The sequence below is a fragment of the Cellulomonas sp. PS-H5 genome (genome assembly GCF_019265565.1).
GTDB lineage: Bacteria > Actinomycetota > Actinomycetes > Actinomycetales > Cellulomonadaceae > Cellulomonas.
In genome coordinates this window covers 1-14,889 of the sequence record NZ_JAHVCI010000028.1, presented here as the reverse complement: position 1 = coordinate 14,889, position 14,889 = coordinate 1, and the positions used below count along the sequence as shown (strand labels likewise).

General features: G+C 74.8%; 9 protein-coding genes and 1 riboswitch. All 9 genes read right to left on the bottom strand.

What is annotated here, in order from left to right; translation table 11 throughout:
- Positions 1 to 268: 268 nt before the first annotated feature.
- Complete coding sequence (locus J5O08_RS11995) at positions 269 to 3,364, bottom strand: glycoside hydrolase family 38 C-terminal domain-containing protein (protein WP_218707112.1); 3,096 nt, start codon at positions 3,362 to 3,364, stop codon at positions 269 to 271.
- Positions 3,365 to 3,418: 54 nt separating this feature from the next.
- Positions 3,419 to 4,324, bottom strand: a complete 906-nt coding sequence (locus J5O08_RS11990; protein ID WP_217616975.1) for a carbohydrate ABC transporter permease — start codon at positions 4,322 to 4,324, stop codon at positions 3,419 to 3,421.
- Positions 4,324 to 5,253 (bottom strand): carbohydrate ABC transporter permease, encoded by a 930-nt coding sequence (locus J5O08_RS11985; RefSeq protein WP_218707111.1) that lies wholly within the window; start codon positions 5,251 to 5,253, stop codon positions 4,324 to 4,326. Before J5O08_RS11985 ends, J5O08_RS11990 begins: the two co-directional genes overlap by 1 nt.
- Complete coding sequence (locus J5O08_RS11980; RefSeq protein WP_218707110.1) at positions 5,253 to 6,611, bottom strand: extracellular solute-binding protein; 1,359 nt, start codon at positions 6,609 to 6,611, stop codon at positions 5,253 to 5,255. Before J5O08_RS11980 ends, J5O08_RS11985 begins: the two co-directional genes overlap by 1 nt.
- Before the next feature lie 170 nt (positions 6,612 to 6,781).
- The gene (locus J5O08_RS11975; protein WP_218707109.1) at positions 6,782 to 8,011 is read right to left on the bottom strand and encodes an ROK family protein; all 1,230 of its coding nucleotides are present in this window, start codon (positions 8,009 to 8,011) and stop codon (positions 6,782 to 6,784) included.
- A 61-nt stretch (positions 8,012 to 8,072) separates the two neighbouring features.
- Positions 8,073 to 11,795, bottom strand: a complete 3,723-nt coding sequence (pulA, locus tag J5O08_RS11970) for a pullulanase-type alpha-1,6-glucosidase (RefSeq protein ID WP_308281589.1) — start codon at positions 11,793 to 11,795, stop codon at positions 8,073 to 8,075.
- Positions 11,796 to 12,019: 224 nt separating this feature from the next.
- Positions 12,020 to 13,651 carry a bifunctional phosphoribosylaminoimidazolecarboxamide formyltransferase/IMP cyclohydrolase gene (gene purH / locus J5O08_RS11965; protein WP_218707107.1) on the bottom strand — a complete coding sequence of 544 codons (1,632 nt, stop codon included), beginning with the start codon at positions 13,649 to 13,651 and terminating at the stop codon, positions 12,020 to 12,022.
- 49 nt (positions 13,652 to 13,700) lie between these two features.
- Positions 13,701 to 13,792, bottom strand: a riboswitch (ZMP/ZTP riboswitch).
- Between the two features lie 34 nt (positions 13,793 to 13,826).
- Entirely contained in the window at positions 13,827 to 14,057 is a 231-nt protein-coding gene (locus tag J5O08_RS11960; protein WP_218707106.1) for a PLDc N-terminal domain-containing protein, read from the bottom strand.
- Between the two features lie 65 nt (positions 14,058 to 14,122).
- The gene (purN, locus tag J5O08_RS11955; RefSeq protein WP_218707105.1) at positions 14,123 to 14,779 is read right to left on the bottom strand and encodes a phosphoribosylglycinamide formyltransferase; all 657 of its coding nucleotides are present in this window, start codon (positions 14,777 to 14,779) and stop codon (positions 14,123 to 14,125) included.
- Positions 14,780 to 14,889: the final 110 nt, after the last annotated feature.

The window sequence follows — 14,889 nt, the reverse complement described above, 5'->3', positions numbered from 1 at the left end:
GCGCCGCCGCACCGCGTCGTCACGCTCACCGGCGCCGACGCTCCCGCCCGCACCTGCCGGGACGCTGGGCCGCGCCTGGGCGCGACCTGTGCGTCCCTGGCGCGGCCGCCCGCACGCCCCGCCACCGCACCGTCCCCCGCCACCGCCACCGCCACCGCCGAGATAGGACCGTCCCGCCGAGGTAGGACCGTGGACGGCCCTATCTCGGTGCGGAGGTCCTATCTCAGCGCAGAGGAGACGAGCCGGGCCAGGAACCCGGCGGCGCCCCTCAGGCCCGGCGGAAGCGGAGGGTGACGAGCTGGAACGGCCGGAGGTCGAGCGCGACCGCCGCGCCCGCCGCCCCGGCCGCCCCAGCAGCCTCGTCGCCGACCCCGGCCACCACGGCCCGCGGCTCGACCTCCCGCTCGAGCAGGTCCACCTCGGTCACCCCGGCGGCGTCGAAGCCCGCGGTCACGGTCGCCCGCGTCCTCCCGCCGTGCGCCTCGTACAGCCGGACGACCACGTCGCCCGAGCCGTCGTCCGCGAGCTTGACCGCCTCGACGACCGCCCCCGGCCCGTCGACGGTCACCAGCGGCGCGACGTCCCGGCCGCCGCGGACCTCGCGCACCGGCAAGTTCGCCCGGTACCCGTCGACGACCGCCTCGGGGATGCCCGCGCCGACGTGCAGCACGGACAGGAACCGGTGCCGGCCCTGGTCGGCCTCGGGGTCCGGGAACAGCGGCGCGCGCAGCAGCGACTGCCGGAGCACGGTGGCGGTGCCGCCGTCCTCCCCGACCGCGCGCGTGACGTCGTGGCCGTAGGTCGCGTCGTTGGCGACCGAGACCCCGTACCCCGGCTCGCCGACGTGCAGCCAGCGGTGCGCGCAGATCTCGTACCGCGCCTCGTCCCAGGAGGTGTTGGTGTGCGTCGGCCGGTGCACGTGACCGAACTGGGTCTCCGCCGCGGACCGGTCGGCGTGCACGTCGAGCCCGAACGCGAGCTTGAGCAGCCGCTGCCGCTCGTGCCAGTCGACCTCGGTGACGATCTCGACCGCGCGGGTGCCGGGCCGAAAGGTCAGCTCCTGCACGATCGTGGAGCCGCCGACGGTGCGCGAGGTGCGGACGACGGCGCGGTCGGGCTTCTCGGCGACCACCTCGACCGAGTCCGCGTCGCGCAGGTCCTCGACCGTCCGCCGGTACTCGGCGTCGATGTCCCAGGCGTCCCACTGCCGGGGCACGTCGCGGTGCACCTGGAGCAGATTCGCCAGGTGCCCGGGCGCGACGGCCTCCCGGTCGGCGGCCAGGTCCCGCACCGACGCGAGCTGCCCGCCGGGCGTGAGCCGCACGTCGAGCGCGTCGGTGCGCACCCGCAGGGCGTCGCCCTCGCGCAGCACCTCGACCGCGCCGGCCGGGCCGCCGACCGCGCCGTCGACCGCCACCGTCCCGCCCAGCGCCGGCACCCCGTCCCGCGCGTGCGGCGCCGCGTTCAGCCGCACCGTCCGGTCGCCGTCGCCGACCAGGGCCGCGAGCGCCGCGTCGATCAGGACCGTCGCCCGGGCCTCGACGTCGGCGTACGCCTCCTCCGCCTGCCGGTACACCCAGCCGATCGACGACCCCGGGAGGATGTCGTGGAACTGGTGCAGCAGCACGACCCGCCACAGCGCGCGCAGCTCGTCCGCCGGGTAGGCGGCACCGGTCCGCACCGACGCGGTCGCGGCCCACAGCTCGGCCTCGCGGAGCAGGTGCTCGCTGCGCCGGTTGCCGCGCTTGGTCCGCGCCTGGGAGGTGTACGTCCCGCGGTGGTACTCGAGGTACATCTCCCCCGACCACGCCGCGGGCGGTCCCCCGGCCGCCGCGAGCTCGGCCTCGGCGCGCTCGAAGAACGCGTTCGGCGACCCGAGCTCGACCTCGGGCAGCCCGCCGAGCGACCGCGCCCGGTCGGCCGCGGCCAGCATCTCGCGCGTCGGCCCGCCGCCGCCGTCGCCCCAGCCGAACGGCACCAGCGACTCGGAGGCGACGTCCTTGTCCGCGAAGTTCCGCTCGGCGTGCGCGAGCTCCTTCGGCGACAGGTCGGAGTTGTAGGTGTCGACCGGCGGGAAGTGCGCGAGCACCCGCGACCCGTCGATGCCCTCCCAGTGGAAGGTGTGGTGCGGCATCCGGTTGGTGTCGTTCCAGGACAGCTTCTGCGACAGGAACCACCGCGACCCCGCGGCCCGCACGATCTGCGGCAGCGCGCCCGTGTAGCCGAACGAGTCCGGCAGCCACACGTCCTGCGTCTCGACCCCGAGCTCGTCGAGGAAGTACCGCTTGCCCTCGACCATCTGCCGCGCCAGCGCCTCGCCGCCGGGCATGTTGGTGTCCGACTCGACCCACATGCCGCCGACCGGCACGAACTGGCCGGCGGCGACCTTCTCCTTGATCCGCCCGAACAGCTCCGGGTGCCGCTCGGCCACCCACGCGTACTGCTGCGCCGACGAGCACGCGAACACGAAGTCGGGCCGTTCGTCCATCAGCGCGACGACGCTGGCGAAGGTCCGCGAGCACTTCCGCACGGTCTCCCGCGCCGGCCACAGCCAGGCCGAGTCGATGTGCGCGTGCCCGGTCGCGAGCACCCGGTGCCCGCCCGGCGCGGCGGGCACCTCGAGCACGGGTCGCAGCACCGCGCGCCCCGCCGCGGCCGTCCCGGCGACGTCCGCCGGGTCGACCGCGTCCACGACCAGGTCCAGCGCGCGCACCACCCGGGCGTACCGGGTCGAGGCCGGGTCGACGACCTCGACCAGCCCGAGCACCGCGAGCAGGTCCTGCCACAGCTCCCAGACCTCGACGTCCCGCAGCACCACCTCGGCGGACCGCAGCGCGTACAGCGGGTCCGTGCCGGCGGTGAGCGGGTCGCCGAGCGGCGTCGGCCCGTACCAGGTGCTGCTGCCGACGTCCGGGTTGCCCGCGGCCTCGACGTAGACGTCGACCCGGTCCTCGGACCACGGCACCGCCTGGTTCCGCGGTGACAGCCCCTTGACGGCGACTCCGTCCGGTCGGAGCACGAGGCCCTCCGCCTGGAAGCCCGGCTGCGTCGTCGTGAACCCGAGGTCGATCGCGAGCTCGACCGCGTGCCGGCCGGCGCGCACCTCGTCGGAGCCGAGCCAGCCCGCCGGCACGTCGCCGGTCATCCGGAACCACGTCGTGCTCCACGGCGCGCCCCACGGCGTCCCGGGCGGCGCCGCGGCGTACTGCTGCGCGACCGCCGTGTCGAACGGCACCGGCTCACCCGGCGCGGTCCAGGCCGTGACGTCGAGCGGCGCGCGGCCGGCGACGACCGCCGGGGCGAGCCGCTCGTGCAGGAACCGCTGGACGCGCTGGACGACGGCGGCGGAGTGCTCGACGGGCATGGTGGACCTTCCTGACGGCGTGCGGTGATCAAGTCGAGAGGGCGGGGGCGGGCGTCAGCCCTTGACGGCCCCGGACATGGCGAACGAGCCCCCGGAGAACCGCTGCACCAGCAGGTACAGCACGAGCACGGGGACGGAGTAGAGGATCGAGAAGGCCGCGAGCCGGCCGTACGCGACCGTCCCGTAGGTGCCGAAGAAGCTGTAGATCGCGACGGCCGCCGGCTGGTTGTCGGGCGAGAACAGCAGCACGAAGGGGACGAAGAAGTTCCCCCACGCCTGCGTGAACACGAAGATGAACACCACGGCGATGCCCTGGCGCATCAGCGGCACGACGATCCGGCGCAGCGCGGTCATGGACCCCGCGCCGTCGACCCAGGCGGCCTCCTCCAGGGACACCGGGACGGAGTCCATGAAGTTCTTGGTCATCCAGATCGCCATCGGCAGCGACGTCGCCGCGAGGAAGAAGATCGTCCCGGGCACCGAGTCGAGCAGCCCCAGGTACACGAACAGCGCGTAGACCGGGACCATCATCGCCGTGATCGGCAGGCAGGTGCCGAACAGGATCGAGTACAGGAACGGCTTGCGGAACCGCATCTGGTACCGGGACAGCGGGTAGGCCGCGAGCACCGACGCCAGCACCGTGAGGACGCCGGTGCCCAGCGACAGCACGAGCGAGTTCCACAGCGGCCGGAACGTGGCCTCCCAGGTGAGGATCTCGGTGAAGTTGTCCGTGGTGATCGACTCGGGCAGCTTGACCGACACCGTCGCGGCGGGGTCGAGCGACGCCAGGACGATCCACGCGAGCGGCACCAGGAACGCGATGCCGACCAGCACCAGGGCGAGCGTGACGAGCAGCCGGCCGGTGCGGCGCCGGGGCGACGCGACGGACGGGACGTTGCGGCCGGCGCGCCGGCGGGCCGACGACGCGACCGGGGCGGTGGGGGCGGTGAGCGCGGCCATCAGTCCACCTCCGGCTTGAGCACGCGGATGTACACGATCGAGAACACGGCTCCGACCAGCAGCGTCACGGTCGCGATCGCCGTGCCGTAGCCGACCTGCGCGAACTTGAACGCCTCCTGGTAGGCCAGCACGGGCAGCGTCGAGGAGTCCGTGCCGGGCCCGCCGCCGGTCATCACCCAGATCAGGGTGAACACCGCGAGGGTCTGCAGGGTCGTGAGCATGAGGTTGGTCGAGATCGACCGTCGTATCATCGGCAGCGTGATCCGGAAGAACCGCTGCGGGCCGGTGGCGCCGTCGATGGCGGCCGCCTCGGTGACGTCCGGCGGGACCTCCGACAGCGCGGCGCCGTAGACCATCATCGAGAACGCGGTCCCGCGCCAGATGTTCGCCAGGATCACCGCGAGCATCGGCACCGAGATGAGCCAGGTCGGGCCCTCGAGCCCGAACCACCCGAGCACCTGGTTCAACGTGCCGTCGGTGGAGAAGAACGCGTACAGCGCGAACGCCGCGACGATCTCCGGCAGCACCCAGGCCACGACGACCAGTGCCGACACCACGGCGCGCAGCGGCTTCGCGGCGGCCCGGAGCAGCAGCGCGAGCGCCATGCCGAGCACGTTCTGCCCGATCACGGCGGACGCCCCGACGAACACCACCGTCAGGACGACCGCCTTCCAGAAGCCGTCGTCGGTGAGCAGCTCGGCGTAGTTGTCCAGGCCCACGAACTCCGGGTTCGCCGCCTTGTAGCCGGTCAGCGCCTGGTTGGTCAGCGAGCCGTAGAACGACCACAGCACCGGGCCGGCCAGGAACACCAGCATGAGCGCGACCGCGGGCAGCAGCGGCAGCAGCCGCAGCGCGGTCCGGCCGGGCCGGCGGCGGGGGCGGCGGAACCCGCCCCTCGACGCCGGCAGGGCCGGCGTGCCAGCCGTCATCAGCCGGCGGCCTGCGTCGCGTCGTCGCCGACGATGGAGACCAGCCCGTCGTCGTAGGTCGCCGCGGCCTCCTCGGCCGTGGCCTGCCCGGTCGCCACCGACTCCGCGGCCACCTGGATGTTCGACGAGATCTGCGAGTAGTCCGGGGTCGCCGGGCGGAAGTGCGTGTAGTCGACCAGCGAGCTGAAGAACTCGAACGACGGGTTGAAGCCCAGGTACTCCGGGTCCTCCGCGACGTCGGTACGCACCGCGATCTGGCTGTTCTCGGTGTCGTACTTGAGCGAGTTCTCCTTGTTCAGCGCGGTGGCGATGAAGTCGAACGCCGCCTGCGGGTCGCCGGCGTGCGCGCCGACCGCGAGGGTCCAGCCGCCGGACATCGAGGTGAAGCCGGGCTCCTGCCCGTCCTGGGTCGGCATCGCGGCCATGCCCAGGGTCTCCTCCCACTCGGGCCAGGCGTTGTCGCCGGTGATCCAGCCGCCGGGCAGCCACGAGCCGTCGACCGCCATCGCCAGCTTGCCCTGCGGCAGCAGCTCGGTGGCGACCCGGGCGCCGACCGACGCGTCGAGCGCGATGTCCAGCGACGGCGCGAGGCCCTCTCCGTAGATCGTCTCGAGGAACGCCAGCGAGTCGGTGAAGCCCTGCGAGCCGGTGATCCACTTCTGGGTGTCGGCGTCGTAGAGCTCGTCGTCCGTGCCGTAGAGCAGCATCTCGAAGCCCTGCATGGTCGTGGCCTCGCCCGCGGCCTTGCCGGCGTACACGTTGATCGGGGTGACGTCGGGCAGCTTGTCCTTGATCGTGCGCGCGGCGGAGAGGATGTCGTCCCAGCTCTCCGGCTGCCAGTCCGTCGGGAGGCCGGCCTGCGCGAACAGGTCCTTGTTGTAGTAGAGCCCGCGGGTGTCGGTGCCCATCGAGACGCCGTACACCTTGCCGTCGTCGCCGAGGCCGGCCTGGCGCGCGGTGTCCGGGAACTGGTCCCAGTCCTCCCACGCCTCGACGTACTCGTCGATCGGCTGCAGGTACCCCGCCGCAGCGTCCGAGCGGATCTGGAACGTGTCCTCGTAGATGACGTCGGGCGCGGTGTCCGCCGAGCCGTTCATCAGCGCGAGCTTCGTGAAGTACTGGTCCTGCTCCGCCTCGATCGGCACGAGGTCGACGGTCATGCCCTCGTTCGCGGCCTCGTACTCGGACTTGGCCTTCTGCAGCAGGTCGTCGAGCTGCACGAACTGCGCGGTCTTCTGGTACGCGACGGTGATCGTCGAGTCGTCGGCGGCGCTGTCGCCACCCCCGCTGCTGCACGCGGCGGTGAGGCCGAGCGCGACGACGGCCCCGGTTGCGATGACGGTCCTCTGCAGACGCATGGATGCTCCTTTGCTCCACGTGCACGGCCCCGGGCGGCGCTGCCCCGGACCCGATAACTACAACGTCTGGATGAATTGCTGTCAAGGGTCCGGGGCGCGCCGAGACGCAACCGTGACGCGCGCCCGACCCGTCGCGACGACACCCGCGCCGCCGGCGAGGGCCGCGGGCGTCAGCTGACCAGCAGCAGGTCCGTCGGCCGCGGGGTGAACGCGCGGCCCAGCAGGATGCAGCCCGCGCCCACGGCGCCGACCTGCGGCCCGAACGCCGACGAGGCGACCGTGAGCGCGTGCCCCCCGGGGACGACGTGCGCCGCGATCTCGGCCTCCAGCGCCGCGGCGGCGTGCGGGGCGATCCGGTCCCACAGCGGGCCGCCCACCAGCACGGCCGGGACGTCGAGCAGGTCGGTGAGCACGCCGGCGGCCATGCCGACGCGCCGGCCCGCGAGCGCGAGCACCTCGCGCGCGCCCCGGTGCCCCGCGTCGGCGGCGGCGCACAGCGCGGTCACCGCGTCGTCCACCGCGCGCGGGTCGGTGCCGTCGCCCCAGCCGGGGAGGTCGACGCCCGCCGCGCGGCCCTGCTCCGCGAGCGCCTCGGCCCGCAGCACCGCGCCCAGGCAGCCGCGCCGGCCGCACCAGCACCGGGCACCCTCGGGGTCGGCGACCAGGTGCCCCGACTCCCCCGCGTTGCCGGACACGCCGCGCACCACCTCGTCGTGCAGCACCGTCGACACGGCGACGCCGGTGCCGAGGTAGAAGAAGACGAAGTCCGACGCGTGCTCGCCGGGGTGCCACAGGTGGGCGCTCGCCGCGGCGATCACGTCCTTGTCCAGCACCGCGCGCAACCCGGTGCGCTCGGCGACCGCGTCCCGCAGCGGCACGTCGTGCCAGCCGGGCAGGTGCGGCGGGTCGAGCACCACGCCGGCCTCGACGTCGATCGGCCCGGGCGCCGCGATGCCGACGCCGAGCACGCGGTCCCGGTCCACGCCCGCCCCGGCGATCAGTCCCTCGATCTCGGCCACCAGGCCGGCGACCACCGCCTCGGGGTCCTCGGGCACCGGCGTCGGCACCTGCGCCCGCGCGACGACCTCGCCCGACAGGTCGAGCAGCACGAACGTCATCGTCGCCGGGTCCAGGTGCACGCCGACCGCGAACCGGCTCACCGGGTTGAGCCGCAGCAGCGTTCCGGGCCGGCCGGGACCGCGGCGCGCCGCCTCGCCCTCCTCGACCACCAGGCCGAGGTCGAGGAGGCGGCGCGCCACGTTCGTCACGGTCTGCGGGGACAGCCCGGTCCGGCGGGCGACCTCGGCCCGGGCCAGGCCCCCGCCGGCGCGCCGCACCACGTCCAGGACGACCGTCTGGTTGAAGTCGCCCATCCGCGGCAGGTTGGTCCCGCGACGCATCCGTGCCTCCGTCCGTCACCCGCCCCGGGGCGCGGCAGCGCGCGCCGGTCGGTCCGACGCATCATGGCAGACGGTCGGCCACCCCCTCGCGCGCGGCCGTGGCCGCGGACCGGGCCCGCGCGCGGACCAGCAGCGTGCCGCCGCCGACCGCCGCGAGGGCGGCGAGCAGGCCGAGCAGCAGCTGCGGGCCGGTGACGGCGAGGCCGCCGCCGGTGCCGGCCGGGGCCGACGCGGCGGGGTCGCCGGCGCTGCCCGGGGCACCGCCGGGGGTGCCGGGCGCGCCCGGGTCGGCAGGGCCGGGGTCGACGGGGCCGGGGTCGACGGGGCCCGGGGTGTCGTTCGGCCGGACCAGCACCGCGACGGTCCGCGCCGGCACGGTCACCGTCCCGGTCGCCGCGTCCCAGGTGGTGGTCCGCACGACGTCGTCCGCGCCCGCGGCCTGCACCGGCGACAGCGCGTAGGTCGCGCCGGCCAGCGCCGGGAGCTCCTGCGTCACGGCGTTCGGGGACGCGTTGAACACCACGAGCAGGCCGTCGAGGTCCGCGTCGACGTCGGGGCCGACCGTGTCGTCCACGTGCATCACGATCACGCCCGGGGTGGCGTCCGCCCCGGCGTCGGGGAACGTCAGCTTCTGCCGGATCAGGTCGGCGTCGCCGAGCCGGAACAGCGGGGTGGAGAACCGCAGCCGCAGCAGGTCGTCCGCCGCCGCGCGGGCCGTGGCGATGTGCGCGGCGGTCGGCTTGAGCGCCGGGTCGGCGAGCAGCGGGCGCATCGGGTCCCACTTCTCGGCATTCGCCCACGCGCCCGGCAGGCCGCGGCCGAAGCCGTTGTCCTGGCCCGTCCAGTCGATGGCGTTGAACCAGTCGCCCGAGTCGTAGCTGTCCCGGTCGAGCGACTTGGACCGCAGCTGGTCCGTGCCGGCGTGCCAGAACGACACCGTCTGGGACAGGGCCGCCGTGGCCTGCGACAGCGTGTTCATCCGCACCCGGTCGTCCATCGAGGTGGTCTGCGGCAGCTTGATCGTCAGCAGGTCGAACAGCGTCTCGTTGTCGTGCGCGTCGACGTAGCTGACCACCTCCTCGGGCGAGTCCGCGTACCCGGCCGGCGCCCCGCGGTAGTCGATCTGGTCGCCACGCAGCACCTCCCCGGTGTGCGTCGGGAGCAGGTAGTCGCGCAGGTTGCCGGCCAGCCCGAGCCGGACCACGTCGGTCGCGAGGCCGAGGTCCTCGAACTCGGCGGCCGACCCCGTGTTCACCGAGGCCGCGTCACCGAGCTGCGCCTGCTGCCCGTTCGGGTCAGTCGCCAGGCCGGTGCCGAAGCCCTGCGTGAACATCGACGAGCCCTCGACCGGCGACCCGCCGTGCACCGCGTCGCGGAGCCGGTCGGAGAACGTGCCGATCCCGGTGCCGCCGAGCTGCCCCTGCGTGGCCTGCTCGAACAGCGCGTTGCCGGCGACCTCGCCGAAGTCCCAGCCCTCGCCGTACAGGTACACCGCCGAGCCGTCGACGCCGTCCGCCTCGACGGTCAGCGCGTCCAGCGCCGCCCGCACGGCCAGCATGTTCTCCCTCGAGTGGTGGCCCATGAGGTCGAACCGGAAGCCGTCGACCTTGTAGTCACGGGCCCAGGTGACCACCGAGTCGACCATGAGCTTCTCGGCCATCGCGTGCTCGGTCGCGACGTTCTGGCAGCAGGTGCTGGTCTGCACCTGGCCGGTGCCGTCGAGCCGGTGGTAGTACCCGGGCACGACCCGGTCCAGCACCGACTTCGCGTCCTGCCCGCTCGCCGCGGTGTGGTTGAACACCTGGTCGAGGACGACGCCCAGACCCATGTCGTGCAGCGCGCCGACCATCGTGCGGAACTCGGCGACGCGGGCGCCGCCGTCCGGGTCGGTGGCGTAGGAGCCCTCCGGCGCGGTGAAGTGCCAGGGGTCGTAGCCCCAGTTGAAGCCGTCGCGCTCGCGGATCGCGCCGACGGCGGCCTGCTGCTCCGTGCCCGCCGGGCCGAACCCCGTGAGGTCGCCGGTCACCGCCTGGGCGGCCCGGTCCTCCTCGATCGACGCGATGTCGAACGTCGGCAGCAGGTGCACCGTGGTCAGCCCCGCGTCGGCGAGCTCGCGCAGCCGCGCGGTGCCGTCCGAGTCCCGGGCGAACGCCAGGTAGGTGCCGCGCTCGGCCTCGGGCACGGTCTGGTCCGCGATCGAGAAGTCGCGGACGTGCAGCTCGTAGATCGTGTGGTCCACGGCCCGCTCGACGACCGGCTGGGCCGTGTCGGCCCACAGCGCCGGGCGGTACGCCGGGTCGGCCAGGTCGACCGCGACGGCGTGCGTGGAGTTCAGCGTCAGGGCGACGGCATACGGGTCGGTGACGACGTTGGTCTCGACCCGGCCGGTCGACGGCACGTAGACCTCGACCTCGTACCGGTAGCGGGCGCCGGCCCAGGTGGCGTCGCCGGACGCGGACCAGGTGCCGTCCGCGGCCCGGGTGGTCGTGACGCGGGTCGGGGCGGTCGCGAGGTCCGCGCCGGGCGCCCAGGTCAGCAGCGTGACGTCCTGCGCGGTCGGGGCCCAGAGCCGGAACGTCGGGGCGCCGCCGGACCAGGTGACCCCGAGGTCCGCGTCGGCGGCGGAGGCGTACAGGTCGTCGAGCACGCCCGGGACCTGGACGCCGGTGAGGGCGGTCAGCCCGTCGGCGTCCGCCTGGGAGACCTGGACCTCGCCGGTGAGCAGCGCGGCCGCGTCCGTCCCGGGCGCGACGCGGAGCGCGACGGCGCCCGCGAGCGCCGGGAAGTCGGCCCGCACGTCCGCGGGCAGCCCTGCCGCGTCGTAGGTCAGCGGGACCTCGCCGGCGCCCACGGGCCCGGTCACAGCGCCGTCGGTCACGCCGATCCCGCCCTCGGCCGCGTGGTGCAGCGCCCAGGTCAGGCCCGCCGGGTCGGCGCCGCCGAGCAGGTCGCGCGGCCAGGCGAGCAGGTCGGCGCGCACCCAGTGCGCCCGCTGCTGCCCGACGCCGGTGAGCGGCGGGTTCTCGACGGTGATCTCCAGCAGGTGCGTCGCGACGTCGTACGCGAACGACACCTGCTCGCCGTCGGACGTCGCGAACGTGTAGTTGTCGCCGCCCACCGCGCCTCCCTGGCCGTAGTTGACGTCCCACGACATCCCGTGGGCGACCTTGACCTGGTACGAGCCTGCCGGGATCTGCGTCGTCGACCACTCGTACACGCCGTCGCCGTCCGGGTCCTTGGCCCAGGTGGCCAGGCAGTCGGGGGCCCAGTCGGCGGGGCAGCCGACCGCGGCCTGGTACGACCCGGGCAGCGTGACGACCGGCCCCTGGGCGGTGTTCTGGAAGTCGCCGGACACCGGGTCCCAGTAGAACGTCACGTCGACGGGCGCGCCTTCCGGGTCGCCGGGCACGGTGTACGCCACGTTCGCGCCACCCACGACGCCGCCGGCGCCGTAGGCCACGTCCCACGTCCCGTCGAGGGCGACCTTGTACTCGTAGTCGCCCGGCAGCAGCGCGAACGTGCCCTCCCAGACGCCGTCGGGTCGCTCGGTGAGCTGGGCGTCGTCGCAGTCGGGCTGCCAGTCGCCGGCGCAGCCCATCGCGGTGTTGTGGCTGCCGGGGACGGACACGGAGGTGAACGCGGGCGCCGGGTCGGCGGCCACGGCGGCCGCGGGGTCGTCTGCGCCGGCGGTCGCGGCGCCGGAGACCAGCAGCGCGCCGGCGGCCAGCAGGGCCAGGACGCGGCGCCGGGCGCCGCGGGGTTCGAGGGGTGTCCGGGGCGCCACGGAAGGGCGCCTACGGGCGTGCGTCATCACAGGACTCCATCGTCGGGGGTGAGCGTCAGCAGCGCGGCTACCTGCGACTGTATCCGCTTGCAGAAAGGTGCTGCAACGACTTGCAGGTACCGGCTGCAAGCCCGACGGCACGAGGCCCACGCCTTCCGGCGCGACCCCCCGAGATCTCGGGGGCGCGGCCGGAAACCGTGGGCCTCGTGCGGGACCGCCCCGCGTCAGTGGGCGAAGTGCCGCGTGCCCGTCAGGTAGAGGGTCACGCCCGCCGCGGCCGCCGCGGCGACGACCTCCTCGTCCCGGACCGAGCCGCCCGGCTGCACGACCGCGCGCACGCCGGCGTCCAGGAGCACCTGGAGGCCGTCCGCGAACGGGAAGAACGCGTCCGAGGCCGCCACCGCGCCGCGCGCCCGCTCGGCGTCGCCCGCGTTCGCCCGCTCGACCGCGAGCCGGCACGAGTCGACCCGGTTGACCTGGCCCATGCCGACCCCGACCGACGCGCCGCCGTCGGCCAGCAGGATGGCGTTCGACTTCACGGCCCGCACCGCGCGCCAGGCGAACGCCAGGTCCGCGAGCGTCGCGGGATCGGCGGCCTCCCCCGCGGCGAGCGTCCAGGTCGTCGGGTCGTCGCCCTCCGCGTCGATGCGGTCGACCTGCTGCATGAGCAGCCCGCCGCTGATCGGCCGGAGCTCGACACCGGCGGACGGCGCGCCCTCGACCACGAGGAGGCGGATGTTCTTCTTCCGGCTCAGCACCTCGAGCGCCTCGGGCTCGTACGCCGGCGCGACGACGACCTCGGTGAACACCTCGGCGATCTGCTCCGCCGCCGCCCGGGTCACCGTGTCGTTGGCCGCGATCACGCCGCCGAACGCCGACACCGGGTCGCAGGCGTGCGCCTTCGCGTGCGCGTCCGCGATGTCCGCGCCGACCGCGATGCCGCACGGGTTGGCGTGCTTGATGATCGCGACCGCCGGGCCGTCGTGGTCGTGCGCCGCGCGCCAGGCCGCGTCCGCGTCGACGTAGTTGTTGTACGACATCGCCTTGCCGTGCAGCTGCTGCGCCTGCGCCAGCCCGGCCGCGCCGTACCCGGAGGTGTAGACCGCGGCGCGCTGGTGCGGGTTCTCGCCGTAGCGCAGCACGTCCGCGCGGTCCCAGGTCGCGCCGACCCAGGCCGGGAAGCCGGTGCTCACGCCGTCGACCTCGTCGGTCGTGGTGGCGACGTTGCCCATCCAGGACGCCACCGCGACGTCGTAGGTGGCGGTGTGCACGAACGCCTGCGCGGCGAGCCGGGTCCGCTCGGCCAGCGTGAAGCCGCCGCCCTGCACCGCGGCGACGACCTCGTCGTACCGGGCGGGGTCCACGACCACCGCGACGCTCGGGTGGTTCTTCGCCGCGGCGCGGACCATCGACGGGCCGCCGATGTCGATCTGCTCGACGCACTCGTCAGGCGTCGCGCCCGAGTCGACCGTCTGCGTGAACGGGTACAGGTTGACGACGACCAGCTCGAACGGGGCGACGCCCAGCTCGTCGAGCTGCGCCAGGTGCTCCGGACGGCGCGTGTCGGCGAGGATGCCGGCGTGCACGCGCGGGTGCAGCGTCTTCACGCGGCCGTCCAGGCACTCGGGGAAGCCGGTCAGCTCCTCGACCCGGGTCACCGGCACGCCGGCGGACGCGATCGTCCCGGCGGTCGACCCGGTGGACACGAGCTCGACGCCCGCGGCGTGCAGGGCGGTCGCGAGCTCGACCAGGCCGGACTTGTCGTAGACGGACAGCAGCGCGCGGCGCACCGGGCGGCGGGTGCTGTCGGCGGTCGGGTCGGCGACGGGCTCGACGGGCGGCAGGGCGTGGGACATGGCGGTCCTCCGTGTGGTCGGTCGGGCACCACGGGGGTGCCGCTCGGGACCTGCGCACCCAGGCGGACGGTGCATCGGCGGGACTGCCTCGGCCGCTCCCTGGTGGTCAGTTCCACCTCGACGCCAGTCACGACCGGGGACGAGCCTAGCCGACCGCGCCGCCGGCGTCGGCGGCTCAGTCCGTCCGGCGGCCCTTGGCGAAGTAGGCGATCGGGCCGACCCAGTTCACCAGGATCGCGAGCCCCCACGCCGCCTTCGGGCCGTTGACCTGCGCCTGCGGCCGCTTCGCCAGGTCGCGGTAGGCCGCGGCCGTCAGCGCGAGCTGCGCCGCGGTGAGGACGACCGTCCCGACCTTGCGGCGTGTGCTGAGCTCGGACCAGTGCTTCCCCGCGCGTGCGTGTCCCATGGCCCGACGCTACGCGGGCGCCTCGCCGCGCGGCAGGGGCCGGAGGTCCCGCACCGGGTGCGGCCCTAGCCGACCGTGACCGTCCGGCCGTCGACGGTGAGCCCGCCCGCGACGATCCGGCCGACCCAGTCGACCAGCAGGCGGCGCTCCGCGACCTTGATCCGCTCGTGCAGCGTCGCCTCGTCGTCGCCGGGTTCGACCGGCACCGCGACCTGCGCCACGACCGGCCCGGTGTCGACCCCGGCGTCGACGACGTGCAGCGTGCACCCCGTGACCTTCGCGCCGAACGCCAGCGCGTCCCGGACGGCGTGCGCACCGGGGAACGCGGGCAGCAGCGCCGGGTGGGTGTTGACGACCCGCCCGGGCCACCGCTCGAGGACCGCCGCGCCGAGGATCCGCATGAACCCGGCCGACACGACGAGGTCCGGCCGGAACACCGCGATCGCCTCCGCGAGCGCGCGGTCCCAGGCGGCGCGGTCGTCGAAGTCGCCGGGCGCCACGACCGCGGTCGGCACGCCCGCGGCGCGCGCGAGGTCCAGGCCGCCGGCCGACGCGCGGTCGGCCACGACGCCGACCACGCGGCCCGGGTAGGCGGGGTCGTCGTGCGCCGCGAGCAGCGCCGCGAGGTTGGTCCCGCCGCCGGACACCAGCACGACGAGCCGGCCGGCGGCGCGGGTGGCGGGTCGGGGCGCGTCGGGGGTGCTGGGGGTGGGGGCGGCCATGACCGCACACCCTAACCGCGCGCCCCGACCGCCCGGGCACACCCCCACCGACCTGCCCGCTCACCTGCCTGCCCCCACCTCCGCCGAGATGGCAACTCTCGGCTGCGCCG